This window comes from Microbacterium sp. SLBN-111 (genome assembly GCF_049739645.1).
Classification (GTDB): Bacteria; Actinomycetota; Actinomycetes; order Actinomycetales; family Microbacteriaceae; genus Microbacterium.
Genome location: NZ_JBMGQH010000001.1, coordinates 570,347 through 586,859 on the forward strand (window position 1 = coordinate 570,347; position 16,513 = coordinate 586,859).

Annotated in this window: 18 protein-coding genes and 1 pseudogene; 9 read left to right on the top strand and 10 right to left on the bottom strand. The window is 70.3% G+C overall.

Annotated elements, in window-relative coordinates:
• The 3 genes and pseudogenes from RKD05_RS02645 to RKD05_RS02655 all read left to right on the top strand — a co-directional run bounded on the left by RKD05_RS02645 (position 1) and on the right by RKD05_RS02655 (position 2,738).
• Positions 1-984, top strand: coding sequence for a branched-chain amino acid ABC transporter permease (locus tag RKD05_RS02645; RefSeq protein ID WP_022877333.1), 984 nt, complete (start codon positions 1-3; stop codon positions 982-984).
• A complete protein-coding gene (locus tag RKD05_RS02650; RefSeq protein WP_022877332.1) occupies positions 977-1,984 on the top strand; it encodes an ABC transporter ATP-binding protein in 1,008 nt (335 codons plus the stop codon). The genes RKD05_RS02645 and RKD05_RS02650 overlap by 8 nt, the downstream gene beginning before the upstream one ends.
• A pseudogene (locus tag RKD05_RS02655) lies at positions 1,981-2,738 on the top strand (ABC transporter ATP-binding protein). Before RKD05_RS02650 ends, RKD05_RS02655 begins: the two are co-directional and overlap by 4 nt.
• A gap of 202 nt (positions 2,739-2,940) precedes the next feature.
• On the opposite strand, the gene RKD05_RS02660 reads toward RKD05_RS02655, so the two are convergent.
• The 3 genes from RKD05_RS02660 to rarD form a co-directional block, all read right to left on the bottom strand.
• Positions 2,941-3,693 (bottom strand): hypothetical protein, encoded by a 753-nt coding sequence (locus RKD05_RS02660; RefSeq protein WP_424707864.1) that lies wholly within the window; start codon positions 3,691-3,693, stop codon positions 2,941-2,943.
• Positions 3,629-4,252 (bottom strand): ABC transporter substrate-binding protein, encoded by a 624-nt coding sequence (locus RKD05_RS02665; RefSeq protein WP_424707865.1) that lies wholly within the window; start codon positions 4,250-4,252, stop codon positions 3,629-3,631. Before RKD05_RS02665 ends, RKD05_RS02660 begins: the two co-directional genes overlap by 65 nt.
• 182 nt (positions 4,253-4,434) lie before the next feature.
• A complete protein-coding gene (gene rarD / locus RKD05_RS02670) occupies positions 4,435-5,373 on the bottom strand; it encodes an EamA family transporter RarD (protein WP_424707866.1) in 939 nt (312 codons plus the stop codon).
• Positions 5,374-5,613: 240 nt separating this feature from the next.
• Between rarD and RKD05_RS02675 the strand changes: the two genes are divergently transcribed.
• The 4 genes from RKD05_RS02675 to RKD05_RS02690 are packed head-to-tail and all read left to right on the top strand — an operon-like array spanning position 5,614 to position 9,330.
• On the top strand, positions 5,614-6,459 hold the full coding sequence (locus RKD05_RS02675) for a MetQ/NlpA family ABC transporter substrate-binding protein (protein ID WP_424707867.1): 846 nt from the start codon (positions 5,614-5,616) through the stop codon (positions 6,457-6,459).
• Complete coding sequence (locus RKD05_RS02680; protein WP_424707868.1) at positions 6,456-7,487, top strand: methionine ABC transporter ATP-binding protein; 1,032 nt, start codon at positions 6,456-6,458, stop codon at positions 7,485-7,487. The genes RKD05_RS02675 and RKD05_RS02680 overlap by 4 nt, the downstream gene beginning before the upstream one ends.
• Complete coding sequence (locus RKD05_RS02685; protein WP_424707869.1) at positions 7,484-8,149, top strand: methionine ABC transporter permease; 666 nt, start codon at positions 7,484-7,486, stop codon at positions 8,147-8,149. Before RKD05_RS02680 ends, RKD05_RS02685 begins: the two co-directional genes overlap by 4 nt.
• Before the next feature lie 2 nt (positions 8,150-8,151).
• Complete coding sequence (locus RKD05_RS02690; RefSeq protein ID WP_424707870.1) at positions 8,152-9,330, top strand: aminotransferase class I/II-fold pyridoxal phosphate-dependent enzyme; 1,179 nt, start codon at positions 8,152-8,154, stop codon at positions 9,328-9,330.
• Here the strand turns inward: RKD05_RS02690 and RKD05_RS02695 are convergent.
• Positions 9,327-10,700, bottom strand: coding sequence for an FAD-binding oxidoreductase (locus RKD05_RS02695; RefSeq protein ID WP_424707871.1), 1,374 nt, complete (start codon positions 10,698-10,700; stop codon positions 9,327-9,329). The genes RKD05_RS02690 and RKD05_RS02695 overlap by 4 nt on opposite strands.
• Positions 10,701-10,818: 118 nt before the next feature.
• Entirely contained in the window at positions 10,819-11,115 is a 297-nt protein-coding gene (gene groES, locus RKD05_RS02700) for a co-chaperone GroES (RefSeq protein WP_022877322.1), read from the bottom strand.
• A gap of 131 nt (positions 11,116-11,246) precedes the next feature.
• Here groES and RKD05_RS02705 point away from each other — a divergent pair, with 131 nt between their 5' ends.
• Complete coding sequence (locus RKD05_RS02705; protein WP_424707872.1) at positions 11,247-12,437, top strand: class I SAM-dependent methyltransferase; 1,191 nt, start codon at positions 11,247-11,249, stop codon at positions 12,435-12,437.
• A gap of 8 nt (positions 12,438-12,445) precedes the next feature.
• On the opposite strand, the gene RKD05_RS02710 is transcribed toward RKD05_RS02705, so the two are convergent.
• Positions 12,446-12,802 carry a MerR family DNA-binding transcriptional regulator gene (locus RKD05_RS02710; protein ID WP_424707873.1) on the bottom strand — a complete coding sequence of 119 codons (357 nt, stop codon included), beginning with the start codon at positions 12,800-12,802 and terminating at the stop codon, positions 12,446-12,448.
• Positions 12,803-12,886: 84 nt separating this feature from the next.
• Here RKD05_RS02710 and RKD05_RS02715 point away from each other — a divergent pair, with 84 nt between their 5' ends.
• A complete protein-coding gene (locus tag RKD05_RS02715) occupies positions 12,887-13,753 on the top strand; it encodes an alpha/beta hydrolase family esterase (protein WP_424707874.1) in 867 nt (288 codons plus the stop codon).
• Here the strand turns inward: RKD05_RS02715 and RKD05_RS02720 are convergent.
• Genes RKD05_RS02720 through tsaB form a run of 4 tightly spaced genes read right to left on the bottom strand, consistent with a single transcriptional unit; the run spans position 13,742 to position 16,411 of the window.
• Positions 13,742-14,167, bottom strand: coding sequence for a hypothetical protein (locus tag RKD05_RS02720; protein ID WP_424707875.1), 426 nt, complete (start codon positions 14,165-14,167; stop codon positions 13,742-13,744). The two genes, RKD05_RS02715 and RKD05_RS02720, sit on opposite strands and share 12 nt — an antisense overlap.
• Complete coding sequence (gene tsaD / locus RKD05_RS02725) at positions 14,164-15,267, bottom strand: tRNA (adenosine(37)-N6)-threonylcarbamoyltransferase complex transferase subunit TsaD (RefSeq protein WP_424707876.1); 1,104 nt, start codon at positions 15,265-15,267, stop codon at positions 14,164-14,166. Before tsaD ends, RKD05_RS02720 begins: the two co-directional genes overlap by 4 nt.
• Positions 15,267-15,779 (bottom strand): ribosomal protein S18-alanine N-acetyltransferase, encoded by a 513-nt coding sequence (gene rimI / locus RKD05_RS02730; RefSeq protein WP_424707877.1) that lies wholly within the window; start codon positions 15,777-15,779, stop codon positions 15,267-15,269. The genes tsaD and rimI overlap by 1 nt, the downstream gene beginning before the upstream one ends.
• A complete protein-coding gene (tsaB, locus tag RKD05_RS02735) occupies positions 15,776-16,411 on the bottom strand; it encodes a tRNA (adenosine(37)-N6)-threonylcarbamoyltransferase complex dimerization subunit type 1 TsaB (protein WP_424707879.1) in 636 nt (211 codons plus the stop codon). Before tsaB ends, rimI begins: the two co-directional genes overlap by 4 nt.
• Positions 16,412-16,513 lie beyond the last annotated feature (102 nt).

Genomic DNA, 16,513 nt, shown 5'->3' on the forward strand with positions numbered 1-16,513 from the left:
ATGATCTTCCTCGATCTTCTCCGCGAGATGGCCTCGACGGCCATCGCGCCCACGACCGCCGCACTCGCCATCGCCGCGATCGGCCTCAACATCCACTTCGGGTACACGGGCCTGCTCAACATGGGCCAGGCGGGCTTCATGCTCCTCGGCGCGTACGGCTTCGCCGTGTCGGTCCAGGCCGGGCTGGGCTTCGTCCCCGCGCTGATCATCGCCCTCGTGGTGGTGCTGATCTACAGCTTCATCCTCGGTGTTCCGACGCTGAAGCTCCGCGGCGACTACCTCGCCATCGTGACCATCTCGGCCGCCGAGATCATCCGCATGGTCGGGCGCTCGAGCGTGCTCGGACCGATCACGAACGGCAGCAACGGCATCCCGGGCGACCGGTACCGCGACCCGTTCAACGGACTCTCGTTCTTCGGCGACGGGCAGACCACCATCCTGTGGTGGACCTACGACAACACCGGCGTCAGCGGCTGGTGGGTCCGGGCCGTCGCCTGGGCGGTCGTGGCCGTCCTGCTGCTCCTGGTGTGGCTGCTGATCCGCAGCCCGTGGGGCCGCGTCCTCAAGGGCATCCGCGAGGACGAGGATGCCGTCCGCAGCCTCGGCAAGAGCGCGTTCTCGTTCAAGATGCAGGCGCTGATCCTCGGTGGCCTCATCGGTGGCATCGCCGGCGTGATCTACGTCATCCCGAGCTCGGTCCAGCCCGACGCCCTCGGACGATCGATGACGTTCTTCATCTGGACGGCACTGCTCCTCGGTGGAGCCGCGACGATCTTCGGGCCCGTTCTCGGAGCCATCCTGTTCTTCGTCGTCCGCATCTTCATCCAGGGCATCACGCGCCTGATCGTCCCCGAGGGCGTCTGGTCGGGACAGCAGACCGAGCAGTTCTCCTGGATCCTCATCGGTATCGCGCTCATGCTGCTGGTGATCTTCCGACCGCAGGGCATCCTCGGTAACAAGAAGGAGCTGAGCTTCAATGTCTGAGCCGACCGAGGCGACCATCCGGACGCGCGCCGCGTTCTCCGGGGTCCCGCAGGAACCGGGTGCCGCCAAGCCCGACCCCATCCTCGTCGTGGACAACATCGTCCGCCGTTTCGGTGGCATGACCGCCGTCGACGTCGAGCACCTCGAGGTGCAGCGCGGCGGCATCACGGCCCTCATCGGCCCGAACGGTGCGGGGAAGACGACGTTCTTCAACCTCATCACCGGGTTCGACAAGCCCACGTCGGCCCGTCGCCTCATCGGCGGCCCGCCGGCCGACCGCGTCGCGCGGTGGTCGTTCGACGGTCGGACGCTCGGCGACACCGCGGCATCCAAGGTCGCGCGACTCGGCATGGTCCGCACGTTCCAGCTCACCAAGGCGCTCTCGCGCATGACGGTGATGGAGAACATGCTGCTCGGAGCGAACAGCCAGCCGGGCGAGAACATGGCGGTCGCGCTCATCCGCCCGCTGTGGAAGGCCCGCGAGCAGGAGATCACCGCGAAGGCGGAGGAACTCCTGCAGCGCTTCAAGCTCTACGAGAAGCGCGAGGATCTCGCCGGTTCGCTCTCGGGCGGCCAGAAGAAGCTCCTCGAGATGGCGCGCGCGCTCATGAGCGACCCGAAGATGATCATGCTCGACGAGCCGATGGCCGGCGTGAACCCCGCGCTCACGCAGTCGCTCCTCGGACACATCCAGGCCCTGCGCGACGACGGCACCACCGTCCTGTTCGTCGAGCACGACATGCACATGGTCCGCCACATCTCGGACTGGGTCGTCGTGATGGCCCAGGGCACGATCGTGGCGGAAGGCACGGCCGGCGAGGTCATGTCGCAGCAGGCCGTGGTGGACGCCTATCTCGGCGCCCACCACGACACCGACCTCGGCGACGACGCCCTGCTCTCGGACACGACGGCGATCGCCCTCGCGGAGGAAGCCGCCGAGGAAGACGCCAAAGAGGAGGCTCGCGTCGACGAGGCTCTCGGAAAGGAGACGCGCTCGTGAGCACGCCCACCGAATCGCAGCCGGTTCTCGTCGCCAAGGACCTGCACGCCGGGTACCTGCCCGGCATCAACATCCTCAACGGCGTCAACATCGTCGCCCACCCCGGTGAGCTCATCGGCATCATCGGCCCCAACGGCGCCGGCAAGTCGACGTTCCTCAAGGCGGTGTTCGGCCAGGTGTCGATCCGTCAGGGTTCGGTGTCGCTGAAGGGCACGGACATCACCGGCTGGAAGCCGAACCGTCTCGTGAAGCAGGGCGTCGGATTCGTCCCGCAGACGAACAACGTCTTCCCGTCGCTGACGATCGAAGAGAACCTCCAGATGGGCATCTACCAGAAGCCGCGGGAGTTCCAGACGCAGCTGGAGCGCATCTTCGAAATCTTCCCCGTGCTCGCCGACCGTCGTGGTCAGCGCGCGGGTTCGCTCTCGGGCGGCGAGCGCCAGTCCGTCGCGATGGCCCGCGCCCTCATGATGGACCCGTCCGTGCTGCTGCTCGACGAGCCGTCGGCCGGACTCTCCCCCGTCCGCCAGGACGAGACGTTCATCCGCACGCGCCGCATCAACAAGGCCGGCGTCTCGGTGATCATGGTCGAGCAGAACGCCCGTCGCTGCCTGCAGATCTGCGACCGCGCGTACGTCCTCGACCAGGGGAAGGACGCCTACACGGGCACGGGGGCCGCGAGCTCGCGAACGACCCCAAGGTGATCCAGCTGTACCTCGGCACGCTCGCGACCGACGTCGAGGGCGCTGCCTGACCCGCGCCTCGCTCGTTCGATGCCCCCGGCTCCGGCCGGGGGCATCGTCGTTCGGCAGGAGGGATGGATGCCACTCCCCCGGTGCCTGGGCAGGATGGATGCCACTCCCCCGGTGCCCCTGCACGGGCACACGCCCCACCGGGCACGCGAAAGGGCGGCCCCGGCGAACCGGGACCGCCCCATCGGCGTGAAGCGAGGGTGCTTAGGACTTACCCTCGACCGCGCTCTTCCACACGGGCTTGTTGTCGGCGTCGAAGTCGTAGATGCCGATGAAGGCGCTCGACGGGTCGTTCTTCGCGTTGAACGGGCCGACGCCGGAGACACCCTTGTACTGGATGCTGTCGCCCTTGGCGATCAGGTCCGCGCACTCCTTGTACGTGGTGCACTCGGTGCCGCCGGAGGCACCCGAGACGGCAGCCAGGTTCTTCTGGATGGTCGTCGGGTCGGTCGCGCCGCCCTTCTTGGCCGCGAGGGCCGCGAGGATGGTCGCGTCGTAGGACTCCGCACCGTACGAGTAGTCGGACAGGGCCGAGCCCTCGACGCTCTGGTGCCAGTCGGAGAGACGCTTCTTGAAGTCGTCAGCCGCGTTGGCACCGGGGATGGTGCCCTTCGCGCCCTCGAGCGTGCCCTTGTCGAACACCTTCGAGTAGTCCGACGTGTTGCCGTCGGTGTAGTACGTCGACTTCATGTCCCAGCTCTGCGAAACGAGTTCGGGAACGATGGCCTTGGTCTCGTCGAACGCGATGACGACGATGGCGTCGGGCTTGGAGGCGATGGCCGCGGTGACCTCGGACGAGAACGTGGTCTGTCCGGGCGGGAACTCCTGGCCCTTGCCGGTGCCGCCGTACGTCACCGTGCCGCCGGCCTCTTCGACCGTCTTCTGGATGACGTCACGGAGACCCGTGCCGTACGCGTCGTTGGAAGACGAGGAAGGCGACGTTCTGGTGGCCGTCACCGACGATGAGCTGACCGAGCGCCGAGCCCTGCACGGTGTCCGGCGGAGCGGTGCGGAAGTAGAACGGAGACTTGCCGGACAGTTCGGCCGACGTGTTGGCGGGCGAGATCTGGACGATCGGCGCGGCCGCGAGCTTGTCGACGACGTTCAGCGAGACCGAGGAGGACGCGGCACCGATCGCGACCGACACCTTGGCGTCGATGAGCTTGTCGGCGGAGGCCGAGGAGACCGCCATGTCGGTGGAGTCACCCGAGTCGGTCCAGAACGTGCAGGCCGAGTCCCCCGCCTCGACGATGTCGCTGACGGCGAGGCCGACGCCGGCGATCTCGGGCGGGCCGAGGAAGGCGAGCGTGCCGGTCTGCGGCAGGATCGTGCCGACCTTGAGGGTCGTCGCGCTCGTGGCGTCGCTCGCGCAGTCCTGGCTCGTGTAGCTGCCCGCGGGTGCGGCCGACTCCGAGGATCCGGCGTCACTGCTCCCGCCGCCACAGCCGGCGAGCGTGAGGGTGGCTGCTGCAGCCAGCGCTGCGACGGCGAACCACGCCTTCTTGGATTGAACCATCTGGCTCGTCCTTTCGATGATGAAGCGCGGCCACGCCACGCAAGTGGCTCGAACCTAACCGGCATGTGTTACGAATGTGTTTTCGCTGGACGACTGCGCCGAAATCGTTATGAAGAGCACGTCCGTTGCGTGGAAATCGTCCGTCGCAACGGCCGGATCGTCCGCCGTGACGCGCGCCGCGACTAAACCGGTTCCGCGACGTCCGAGACCGCCAGGCGGCGCCCTCGGGCGGCGACCAGCGAGTCCGCGCTCAGCACGACGAGCGCGAGCCAGACGAGCCCGAATCCGATCCACCGCTCGACGGTCATCGGCTCGTGGAGGACCCACACGCCGATGCCGAACTGGATGATCGGGGCGACGAACTGGATGAGCCCCATCACCGTCAAGGGCGCACGACGCGCGCCCGCGGCGAAGAGCAGGAGCGGGATCGCCGTGACGGCGCCGGCGGCGAGGAGCAGCGTCGTGTGCAGGGGTCCGTGGGCGCCCATCGTCAGCCCGGACGTGATCCCGACGATCGCCAGCTGCACGATGGCGACCGGCAGGAGCCACATCGACTCGAGGGTCAGTCCGCTCACGGCATCCACGGACGGGCCGATCTGCTTCTTCACCAGGCCGTAGACGCCGAACGAGAGGGCGAGGGTGAGCGCGATCCACGGGAAGCTTCCGTACCCGACGACGATCACCAGGACCGCGCCGACCGCGAGACCGATCGCGACCCACTGCACCGGGCGCAGACGCTCCCGCAGCACGGTCACGCCCAGCAGGACCGTGACGATCGGGTTGATGAAGTAGCCGAGGCTCGTTTCGATCACGTGTCCCGTCAGCGCGCCCAGGACGTACGTCTGCCAGTTGACGTAGATCAGCACGCCGGCCGCCGCCGTGAGGAGCAGCAGCCGGGGCTGGCGCAGGATCGCCAGGAACGGATGCCACGCCCGCAGCACCGTGAGCAGGATGAGGCAGAACACGAAGGACAGCGCGATGCGCCACGCGACGATCTCCCACGGCGTGGTGGGATCCAGCTGCAGGAAGTACAGCGGGAGCACGCCCCACAGGAGGTACGCGCCGAAGGCGAAGAGTCCGCCGCGGACGGCTCCGGAGGCGGGAGGCGGGGCGGGGGTCACCTCCTCAGCCTAGGTGCGCCCCGCGTCGCGGTTCTGCCGGAGACCCTGTATTCCGCGCCAAGAGACGCCACTCGGACGGAGGTGGCATCCACGGGTGAACTGTTGCCCCGTGTGACACCACGTTTCGTGAGAAGTCGGACGCGCTGGATAGCGTCGGCCCGTCGCCTGTGTCGACATCCCCCCACCTCTCGCGCAGCATCGCGCAGCACCGTCCTGCACCATCCGAGTCCCGGAGGATCCATGAGTATCGCCCGTACCGCAGCGGCCGCCCTGGCCGCGACCCTGCTCGCCGTGAGTCTCACCGCGTGCGGCGCTACGTCCAGCCCCGCGTCGACCGAGGCGTCGACCGACAAGACGGACATCAAGATCGGCTTCAACCCCGGCCCCTACAAGGAGATGTTCCAGGGCGGAATCCAGCCCATCCTCGAGAAGGAGGGCTACAGCATCGAGCCCGTCGACTTCACCGACGGCATCACGGTCAACGTGGCCGTCAACACGGGCGAGATCGACGCGAACATCATGCAGCACCCCGTCTACATGAACTTCGTCAACAAGCAGGAGAACATCGACAACGCCGCCCTCGTGCAGGTGCCGACGCCGCGCATGGCGCTGTTCGGCGGCAAGAAGACCTCGCTCGCCGACGTGGCCGACGGCTCGACCGTCACCGTGCCGAACTCTCCCGCCAACCTGTACCGCGGCCTGCTGATCCTCCGCGACGTGGGCTGGATCGACTTCGCCGACGTCGACGACCCCAACACCGCCGACCTGTCGATCATCACGTCGAACCCCAAGAACCTGAAGATCACGCCCATCGAGAACGCACAGCAGGTCCCGGCGCTCCAGGACGTGGACTACGCCACCATCCAGGGCAACTTCATCGTCTCGGGCGGCCTCGACTACGGCAAGGCCCTCGCCGTCGAGAACCAGCCCGTGCAGTTCTCCAACGTCGTCGCGGTGCGCTCGGTCGACGTCGACACCCCGTGGGCGCAGGCCATCAAGGCGGCGTACGAGTCGCAGGAGTTCATCGACTACGTGAAGTCCACCCCCGACTACTCCGGCTACCAGCTCCCGGCCTGGTTCGAGTGAGCGGCACCGCGGGCGGAGGCATCGTCTTCGACGCGGTGACCAAGAGCTACGCCCGGGGGGCCGTCACCACGACGGCCCTCCGGGATGTCTCGCTTCAGGTCGCCCCCGGAACGATCTTCGGCGTCATCGGATACAGCGGTGCGGGGAAGTCCACGCTCATCCGCACGGTCAACGGCCTGGAGAAGCCGACGTCGGGACGCGTGCTCGTCGACGACATCGACATCTCGTCGCTCCGCGGGCGCGCGCTGCGCGCCGCGCAGAAGAACACCGGCATGATCTTCCAGCAGTTCAACCTGCTCGAGACCCTCTCGGCGCGCGACAACGTCGCCCTCCCCCTGCGGCTCGACGGCGTCTCGCCGGCGGATGCCCGCCGTCGCGCCGACGAGGTGCTCGACTTCGTCGGGCTGACCGACAAGGCCGCGAGCCACCCCGGCGACCTGTCGGGTGGACAGAAGCAGCGCGTCGGCATCGCGCGGGCGCTCGCCCGCAACCCCAAGATCCTGCTCTCGGACGAGTCGACGAGCGCGCTCGATCCCGCCACGACCGCGCAGATCCTCGACCTGTTGCGCCGCATCAACCGCGAATACGGCACGACGATCCTCGTGGTCACCCACGAGATGGACGTCATCAAGGACCTCGCGCACGAGGTCGCCGTCATGGCCGGCGGCGAGGTCGTGGAACACGGCACCGTGCTCGACACCTTCGTGCGCCCCCGCGCTGACGCGACCCGCGATTTCGTCGACACGATCGTCCCGCGCGGGCTCCCCCGCCGGGTCGTCGACCAGCTCGGCGGCGAGGGTCTCTGGCGGATGCTCCTCCTGGATGCCGAGGTCGAGCAGCCCCTGATCACGGGCCTGATCCGCGATGTCGGGGTCGACGTGAACATGCTCCACGCCGACATGACCCAGATCCAGGAGCACACCGTGGGCCAGCTGATCATCAAGGTCACCGGCACCCCGGAGAAGATGCGCGAGGCGCGCCGCTACCTCTCGGAGCGGGTCGTCGAGCTCGAGGAGGTCACGGCGTGAACGGCAAGTGGACGCTCGTCACCCCCGAGATGTACCTGCGCGCGCTCGGCGAGACGCTGCAGATGCTCGGCGTCTCCCTCGTCATCGGGTCGATCCTCGGCGTCGTCCTGGGCGCGATCCTCGCGCTCACCCGCCGGGGCGGCGTGCTGCAGAACACCCCGGTCAACGTCGTGCTCAGCACCGTGGTCAACCTGATCCGGTCGCTGCCGTTCATCATCCTGCTCGTGGCGATCCTGCCGTTCACGCGCCTGCTCGTCGGAACGAGCATCGGCGTCTGGGCCGCGATCGTTCCCCTCACGGTCATGATCTCCCCCTACATCGGGCGGCTCGTCGAGAACTCCCTCCTCGAGGTGCCCGCGGGCGTCGTCGAAGCGGCCCGTTCGATGGGGGCGTCGCCGCTGCAGATCTTCTGGCGGTTCCTCCTGCCCGAGGCGCGCGGTTCGCTGATCCTCGCGATCACCATCGCCACCGTCGGGCTCATCGACGCGACCGCCATGGCCGGCATCGTCGGCGCGGGAGGCCTCGGTGACCTCGCCATGTCGTACGGCTACCAGCGGTACGACGGCGTCGCGATGATCGTGACGTGCCTCATGCTGATCGTGCTGGTGCAAGGCATCCAGGCGATCGGGTCGACGCTCGCGCGTCGCTTCCGGAGGCGGTGATAGTGGTCGACTTCGCGCCGGCCGCCCGGGTGGCGGCCCTGCCCCCGAACTTCTGGGGAGCGATGGATGCCGAGAACGCCCGGCTCGCGGCGCTGCCGGGGCCGCGGTTCATCGATGTGTCGAAGGGCAACCCCGACCTCCCGACGCCGGAGCGCATCGTGCACGCGATGCAGGGCTTCGTCGCGGAACCCGCGAACCATCGGTATCCGTCGTACGCGGGACGCCGGTCGCTGCGCGAGGGCGTCGCGCAGCGCTATCGCGACGATCACGCGGTCGAGCTCGACCCCGACACGCAGGTGGGGATCTTCCACGGCTCGCACGAGGCGCTGATGGCCGCGGTGCTGGGGCTCGCCGACCCCGGTGCGACCGTCGTGCTCCCCGACCCGGGGTATCCGCTGTACACCTCGGCGGTCGACCTCGCGCAGGCGCGCGCGGAGGCGCTCCCGCTGACCGAGCCCGACTACCAGCCCGACTTCGCGGCGCTCGATCACGTCGACGCGGCGCGCCTCGTCCTGCTCAACTACCCGAACAACCCCACGGGCGCGTTGGCGACGCCGGCAACGTTCACGGCCGCGATCGGCTTCGCCGAGCGGGTGGGAGCGGCGCTCGTGCACGACTTCGCGTACGCGTCCCTGGGCTTCGGCGAGCGCCCGCTGTCCGCCCTCGCGGTCGACGGCGCCGAGGGTCGCACGGTCGAGGTCCAGACGCTGTCGAAGACGTACAGCATGGCGGGGTGGCGCGTGGGCTTCGCCGCCGGGAACGCGTCGCTCATCTCGGCGATGCGCCGGTACCAGGCCCACGCGTTCAGCACCATGTTCGGCGCCACGCAGGAAGCCGCAGCCGAGGCACTGCTCGGCGACCAGTCCGCCGCCGACGAGCTGGTCGGGGTCTACCGCCGGCGCCGCGACCTCGTCGTCGCGGGCCTCCGCCGCATCGGCTGGGAGGTCATCGAGCCGCGTGGAACGTTCTTCGTGTGGGTGCGCCTGCCCGAGGGAACGGATGCCGTCGCCTTCGCGCAGCGGCTCCGGGAGGAAGCGCGGGTCGGGATCGCCCCCGGCGACGGCTTCGGCGTGGGTGGACGCGGGCACGTGCGCCTCGGACTCGTCGTGGACGACGCGACGCTGGACGAACTGATCGAGCGCCTCGCGGCGTTCTCGTCCGGCGCACGCTCGGCGGTCTAGAGCTTCCGCCCCGGGTTCAGGATGCCGCGGGGGTCGAAGACGCGCTTGATCTCGCGCTGCAGGGCCCGCAGCCGCGCGGACAGCTCACCGTCCACGTCGTCGAGCTTGAGGGTACCGACGCCGTGCTCCCCCGCGACCGTGCCGCCGAGGCTCTGCGCGAGCCGCAGGAGTTCGGCGGCGGCGCGATGGGCGGCCTCCGTCGCGACCGGGTCGGACCCGTCGTAGACGACCGTGGGGTGGAGGTTGCCGTCCCCGACGTGCCCGGCGAGGCTGATCTCGGCACCCGTTTCGCGGCCGATGCGCTCGGCCTCGCTCGCGAACTCGGCGAGCCGCGACCGCGGGACGGCGAGGTCGCCGTGCGTGGCATCCCCCCACAGCACCTGCAGTCCGGGGTTCAGCGCGCGGCGGGCGGCGAGGAGGTCGTCGAGCCGCTCCTCGTCGTCGGCACGGGTGACCGACAGCGCGCCGTGATCCGCGAACACCGCGGAGAAGTGATCGAGATCGTGGTCCGCGCCCTCGAGGGAGTCGGTGACCGCGAGCAGCCAGGAACGCGCGTCCGGGTCGAGAGGGATCTCGGGACGGGCGATCCGGATGCCGCGCAGCGCGGTGTCGTCGAGGAACTCGAGCGTCGACGGGAGACGCGAGCCGGAGGTGATCGCGGCCGCGGCGGCGAGCGCTGCGGCGGTCGAGGGGAACAGCCCCAGGACACCGCGGGCCGGGCCCGGTGCGGGGAGGAGACGGAGCGTCGCCTCCGTGATCACGGCCAGCGTTCCCTCGGAGCCCACGACGAGGCTCGTCAGGTCGAGCCCCGCGACGCCCTTCACGGTCGCGGGTCGCGTGCGCTCGATCGAGCCGTCGGCCAGGACCACCTGCAGCGACAGGACGGCATCCCGGGTCACCCCGTACCGGATGCAGCGCATGCCGCCGGCGTTCGTCGCGATCGTCCCGCCGATCGTGGCCCATTCGGCCGAAGCCGGATCCGGCGCGTAGAAGAGCCCGCGGGCCGCGGCGGCGCGCTGCAGATCGGCGACGATGACCCCCGGCTGCACCACCGCGGTGCCCTCGGCGACGTCGATGGCGAGGATGGCATCCATCGAGGTGAGGTCGAGGAGGATCGCGCCCTCGATCGCGGCGGATCCGCCGACGAGGCCCGTGCGCGCACCCTGCGGGATCACGGGGGTCCCGGTCTCGTTCGCCACGCGGAGCACGGCGGCGACCTCTTCGGCGCTGCGCGGCCGCACGACCAGAGCGGCGCGCGGAGCCGGGTGCCGCGACGAGTCGGTCGCCTGCGCCGCGACGAGAGCCGGGTCGTCGATGATGCGTCCGGCGGGGAGCGTCTCACTCAGGCGCGCGGCCAGATTCGCGGTCATCCCTCCAGCGTATTCGGGAGCGCGCGTCCCGGCCGGGCGGCGGGTCACGGGGCGTAAGCGGGCAAACGAAAACCCCGGATGCCGAGGCATCCGGGGTTTCGAGGAATTCGCGAAGCGATCAGCGAACGACGACCGCGAGGACGTCGCGGGCCGAGAGCACGAGGTACTCCTCGGCGCCGAACTTGACCTCGGTGCCGCCGTACTTGCTGTACAGAACGCGGTCGCCGACGGTGACGTCGAGGGGGACACGGTTGCCGTTGTCGTCGATACGGCCGGGACCGACGGCGACGACCTCGCCCTCCTGCGGCTTCTCCTTGGCGGTGTCGGGGATGACGAGACCACTCGCGGTGGTCTGCTCAGCCTCGACCTGCTTGATGACGATGCGGTCCTCGAGCGGCTTGATGGAAACCGACACGGTCTACCTCTTCTTTCTCGTTACAGAAGACTTGTCAGCACTCACGCGGGGAGAGTGCTAATCCGAGTGTAGAGAAGCGCTGGCACTCACGCAACGCGAGTGCCAACACTTTCGGCACCTAGGCTGGCCCGGTGGAGATCGCCGAGCTGACCGCCCTGCTCACCCCCGCCGGGCTGACCCTGCTCGACGAGGTGGGCCCGCTCACCACGACCGACGAAGCCGCGCGCGCGGTGTCGCGGTTGCGCGCCGCCGGCCACTCCCCCGATCTCGTCGCCGCCGTCGTCGGCCAGGCCCGGCTCCGCGTCAAGGCCGGTGCGAAGTTCGGACCGTTCGCCGACCGCATGCTCTTCACGCGCGCAGGGCTGGAACAGGCGACGCGGCTGTCGATCGCGGCGCGGCATGCGGGACGCTTCCGTGCCGCGCGCGTCACGTCGGTGGCCGACCTCGGCTGCGGGATCGGCGGCGATGCTCTGGGCCTCGCGGGACTCGGCATCCGCGTGCACGCCGTCGACGCCGACGAGGTCACGGCCGCGATCGCCGCGTACAACCTCGCGCCCTTCGGCGACGCCGTCACCGTGGCGCACGGGCGCGCGGAGGATGCCGACCTCGGCGGAGCGGATGCCGTGTGGCTCGACCCCGCACGGCGCACCGCCGGGCACGGCGAGACGCGGCGCGTATCGGCCGACCAGTGGTCGCCGTCGCTGGACTGGGTCTTCGGGCTGCTGCAGGAGCGTCCGGGCGGAGTGAAGCTCGGACCAGCGTTCGACCGCGAGCTGATCCCGGACGATGTCGAGGCGCAGTGGATCAGCGCCGACGGCTCCACGATCGAGCTGGTCCTGTGGGCGGGAAGTCTGGCGCGGGAGGGCATCCGCCGCGCCGCGCTCGTCGTGCGCGGCGACGATGCCTGGGAGCTGACGGCCCCGGCCGACGCCCCCGATGCCGAACCGCGCGAGCTCGGCGCCTTCGTGCACGAACCCGACGGCGCCGTGATCCGCGCGCGGCTCATCGGGGAGGTCGCTCGTTCCCTGGATGCCGGGATGCTCGCGCCGGGCATCGCCTACCTGACCTCGGACGCGGCGCTCACGAGCCCCTTCGTCTCGTCGTTCCGCGTGCGCGAGGAGCTGCCCGCGGACACGAAGAAGCTCGCCCGGGCGCTGCGGGAACGCCACATCGGAACGCTCGAGATCAAGAAGCGCGGCGTGGACGTCGACCCCGCCGTGCTGCGGACGCGCCTGTCGCTGCGCGGCGACGAATCGGCGACGCTGCTCATGACGCGCGTCGCGGGGCGCCGCGTCGCGCTGCTCGCCGACCGCGTGGGCTGAGTCGCTCGTCAGGCCGCGGCGCTCGAGGCGCGCTCCGCGAGGAACTCGTCGATGCGACTCCGCGTCGCCACGAGCGTCTCGATGCGCTCGCCCAGGTCGGCGCGGACCCGATCGAGCTGCGCATACAGCGCGTCGTGGGCCTCGGCCGGCGCATCGCCCGTGCACGCGAGCACCGACGTCACGATCTCGCGCGGGAAGTCCATTCCGAACAGCATGTGGATGACGATCGCCCGCTCGACCGCGACCTGGTCGTAGCGGCGGTAGCCGTTGGACTCGCGCTCGGAGGCGATGAGTCCGAGCTGCTCGTAGTACCGCAGGGAGCGCGGGCTCACGCCGCTGCGCCGACTGACCTCGCCGATCCTCATGAACCCCACCTTGACCTTGACACGATGTCAATCTATACGCTCTCCCACGCCACCGGGCAGAGGGCCGCGGGGCGGGAGGGAATCATGAACGCGCGTGTCGAGGCCGGCGGCCGGACCCGGACCTTCGTCGTGGTCGGCGACGCCGACGGACCGGCGAAACGACCTATTCTCCTCGTCTTCCACGGGTCGAAGCAGACCGGCGAGAGCCACCGGCGTTTCACGGGTCACTCGCTCGATACTCTGGCTGCGGAGGGCCGCGTCGTCGTCGCCTACCTCGACGGATACCGGAGCAATTGGAACGACGCCCGGGCCCAGAGTTCCTTTCCCGCCCGGCGCGAGAACGTCGATGACATCGCCTTCGCCCGCGCGGTCGTGTCATCGCTCGCCGAGAGCCACGGAATCGACACCGGGTCGGTCGTCGCGATCGGATTCTCCAACGGCGGCCAGATGGTCATCCGGCTTCTCCACGATGCCCCGGAGCTCCTCGCCGGCGGCGTGATCGTGGCAGCGACCATGCCCGAACGTGAGAACTTCAGCGCGGAGTTCTCCACGCGAACCGATCATCCCGTCCCGGTGGCGATCGTGGCGGGGACGGCCGACCCGATCATTCCGTTCGAGGGCGGTCGGATGTCGTGGTGGGTGCGCAAGGTTTTCTCGATCGACGGCCGGACGCTCTCCGCGGTCGCGACGGCGGAGTACTTCGCGCAGCGGAACGGAATCACGGTCGCGCCGCAGCGAAGCGACCCCGCGGCATCCGCGAAGGTCCCGGTGGAGACCCTCGCCTATCGCGAGGCGGGGCGCCCGCCGGTGACCCTGTACATCGTGCGCGGGGGCGGTCACACGGTGCCGGGGCCGGCGGTGGGGCCGCGCGTCGGACGCACCGCGGAGCATCCCGGCATCCGGGAGATCGTGTCGGAGGTTCTCGGAGAGCTGCGCGGGTCAGACCGGTGACAGCTGCGGCAGCGCCCACAGCAGCCACCCGGCGCTGAAGACCACCGAAAGCACCGCGAGGGCGAGCGCCCAGATCGCGACGCGGCGGCTGTCGTGCGCCCGGCGCAGCGAGATGATCGACATGACGATCGCGATCACGCCGAGCGGCAGCAGGACACCCGCGAACAGCGACGCGATCAGGGCGGCGATCGCGACGGCCAGGGCCCACGGCGCGACGGACGGCGGTGCGACCGGCACCGGCGGGCTCCACGGCACGACGTGCTCGCCGAACGCCGCGCGCTCGAGTTGCGCCGTGGGCAGCCGGTGGTCGTCGAACGCATCGCCGGCAGCGATCTGCTCCGCGGCCGTGGGGGCTGCCTCGGCCTCGGTCGCCTTGAGTGCGCGCCGGCTCGGCGGCGGCTGCGTCTCGCTCATGAGGTCGCCCGGGCGGGGAGCGGCGCCGGGGCCACGGCATCCGGATCCTCGGCCACCTGGATCTCGGTGACCGGAAGCGTGGAGTCGGCACCGAAGGCGAGGGTCGACGGGCGACGACCCGAGGCGATGAGCTCGGCGGCGAGCGCGGCGATCATGGCGCCGTTGTCGGTGCAGAGCCGCAGCGGCGGGATGCGCACGGCGACGCCGGCGGCGGCGGCGCGTTCGAGGGCGACGTCGCGCAGACGCTTGTTGGCGATCACTCCCCCGCCGAGGAGGAGGCGCGGCACCCCGTAGCGGTCGCACGCGTCGAGGGCCTTGGTGACGAGCACGTCGACGACGGCCTCGCGGAACGACGCCGCGACGTCGGCGACCGGCACCGGCTGCCCCGCCGCCTCGTGCTGCTCGACCCACCGGGCGACGGCGGTCTTGAGGCCCGAGAACGAGAAGTCGTAGCGGTGGGATGCCATGTCGGAGGCGCGCGAGAGCCCGCGGGGGAAGCGGATCGCGGTGGGGTCGCCGGAAGCCGCGGCACGATCGATCTCGGGGCCGCCGGGGTACGGCAGCTTCAACAGGCGCGCGACCTTGTCGAACGCCTCGCCCGCGGCGTCGTCCATCGTCTCACCGAGCAGTTCGACGTCGCTGGTGAGGTCGCGGACGAGGAGCAGAGACGTGTGGCCGCCGCTCACGAGCAGCGCGACCGTGGGGTACTCCAGTTCGCCGGCGTCGGCGTCGAGGATGTCGGCGGCGATGTGGCCGACGAGGTGGTTCACGGCATAGAGCGGCTTGTCGAGGGCGACGGCGAGGCCCTTGGCCGCGCCGACGCCGACCATCAGGGCACCGGCGAGTCCGGGGCCGCTCGTGACGGCGACGGCGTCGATCTCGTCGAGCGTCACGCCGGCTTCGGCGAGCGCCGCGTCGATCGACGGCTGCAGCGCCTCGAGGTGCGCGCGGGCCGCGACCTCGGGCACGACGCCGCCGTACCGCGCGTGTTCGTCCATGCTCGAGGCGATCGTGTTGCTCAGCAGCTGTCGACCGCGGACGATCCCGATCCCGGTCTCGTCGCAGCTGGTCTCGATGCCGAGCACGAGGGGCGCGTCCATCAGCACCATCCCTTTCCGGTCGCGTCGGCTGCCGCCGCGTCGTCGGGCGTGCGGCGCGCGGCCCACGCGCGCAGGTCGAGCTGCATGACGATCGCGTCGACGTCGTCGGGCTGGTAGTACCGCGGGCGGCGGCCGACCTCGGCGAAGCCTTCCGACGTGTACAGGGCCTGCGCGACGGGGTTGTCGGCGCGCACCTCGAGGAACACGTCGTGCACGCCGCGGCGCTCCGCTTCCTCGAGCAGTTCGGTCAGCAACGCGCGGCCGCGGCCGCGACCGCGCGCGGTCTCGGCGATCGTGATCGTCTGGATGTCGGCATCCTTCGCCCCGCGGACGGCGCGAAGCCCCGCGTAGCCGACGAGGCGACCGGCCTCTTCGACGACGACGTACCAGCCGTGCGGCGACGCGAGCTCTTCGCGCATCATCGCGGGGCTCCACGCGTCGGTCGGGAACGATGCGTGTTCGAGCGCCATGATCGCGTCGAGGTCGTCGAGCGTCGCCGCGCGGGTGCTCACGCGCTCACCCGCTTCGGGGCGTGGGCCGCGACGACGTCGGGGCTGCGGAGGTACAGCGGCTCGGAGCCGGCGAGCTCGCGACCGGCGTCGAGCGCGCGGGCCGCGGCGAGCGCGATCATCGCGGCCGACACGCTCGTCGCGTCGTAGCGCTCGGCTCCGACCTCGGCGAGCCGGGCGTCGAGGTCGTCGCGGGGGCTGAGCGTGGCATCCATGATCCGGATCGGGAGGCCGTCGTCGTCGACGCCGTCGTAGACGCTGTACGCGAATTCTTTGCGGCGGGCGTCGGTGACGACGGCGAAGCGCGGGGTCTCGGTGCCGGTGAGGGCGTCGGAGAGCAGGATGCCGAGCGCGGCGCCGTCGTGACTCGGCACGGGGACGACCGGGATGCCGCGCCCCAGCGCGAAGGCGCGCGCGGTGGCGATGCCGACGCGGAGTCCCGTGAACGGCCCCGGGCCCATGCCGATCGCGACGTGCGTGGGCGTCGGCGCCGCCTGCGCGGCGCGGCGGAGCAGGTCGCCGATGACCTCGGCGTGTCCGAGAGCGTTGGCGCTCTGCTCGTCGGCGAGCACTTCCCCATCGCGCGCGATGGCCGCCACCGCGGTGCCGAGGGAGGTGTCGATGCCGATGATCACCGTTCCAGGGTATCCGGGGCGTCCGACACCGGTGCCGTCGGCGGTGGGTCGGGTACCTCGTCCCACTTCTGGCGGTGCATGTCCCACTTCTTGCTGCCTGAG

Coding starts and splice junctions, on each gene's coding strand:
- RKD05_RS02695 (WP_424707871.1), bottom strand. CDS start 10,700: ATGACCGCGAATCTGGCCGCGCGCCTGAGTGAGACGCTCCCCGCCGGA.
- RKD05_RS02675 (WP_424707867.1), top strand. CDS start 5,614: ATGAGTATCGCCCGTACCGCAGCGGCCGCCCTGGCCGCGACCCTGCTC.
- RKD05_RS02710 (WP_424707873.1), bottom strand. CDS start 12,802: ATGAGGATCGGCGAGGTCAGTCGGCGCAGCGGCGTGAGCCCGCGCTCC.
- tsaD (WP_424707876.1), bottom strand. CDS start 15,267: ATGGACGCGCCCCTCGTGCTCGGCATCGAGACCAGCTGCGACGAGACC.
- RKD05_RS02645 (WP_022877333.1), top strand. CDS start 1: ATGATCTTCCTCGATCTTCTCCGCGAGATGGCCTCGACGGCCATCGCG.
- RKD05_RS02650 (WP_022877332.1), top strand. CDS start 977: ATGTCTGAGCCGACCGAGGCGACCATCCGGACGCGCGCCGCGTTCTCC.
- RKD05_RS02665 (WP_424707865.1), bottom strand. CDS start 4,252: ATGGTTCAATCCAAGAAGGCGTGGTTCGCCGTCGCAGCGCTGGCTGCA.
- RKD05_RS02720 (WP_424707875.1), bottom strand. CDS start 14,167: ATGAGCGAGACGCAGCCGCCGCCGAGCCGGCGCGCACTCAAGGCGACC.
- RKD05_RS02715 (WP_424707874.1), top strand. CDS start 12,887: ATGAACGCGCGTGTCGAGGCCGGCGGCCGGACCCGGACCTTCGTCGTG.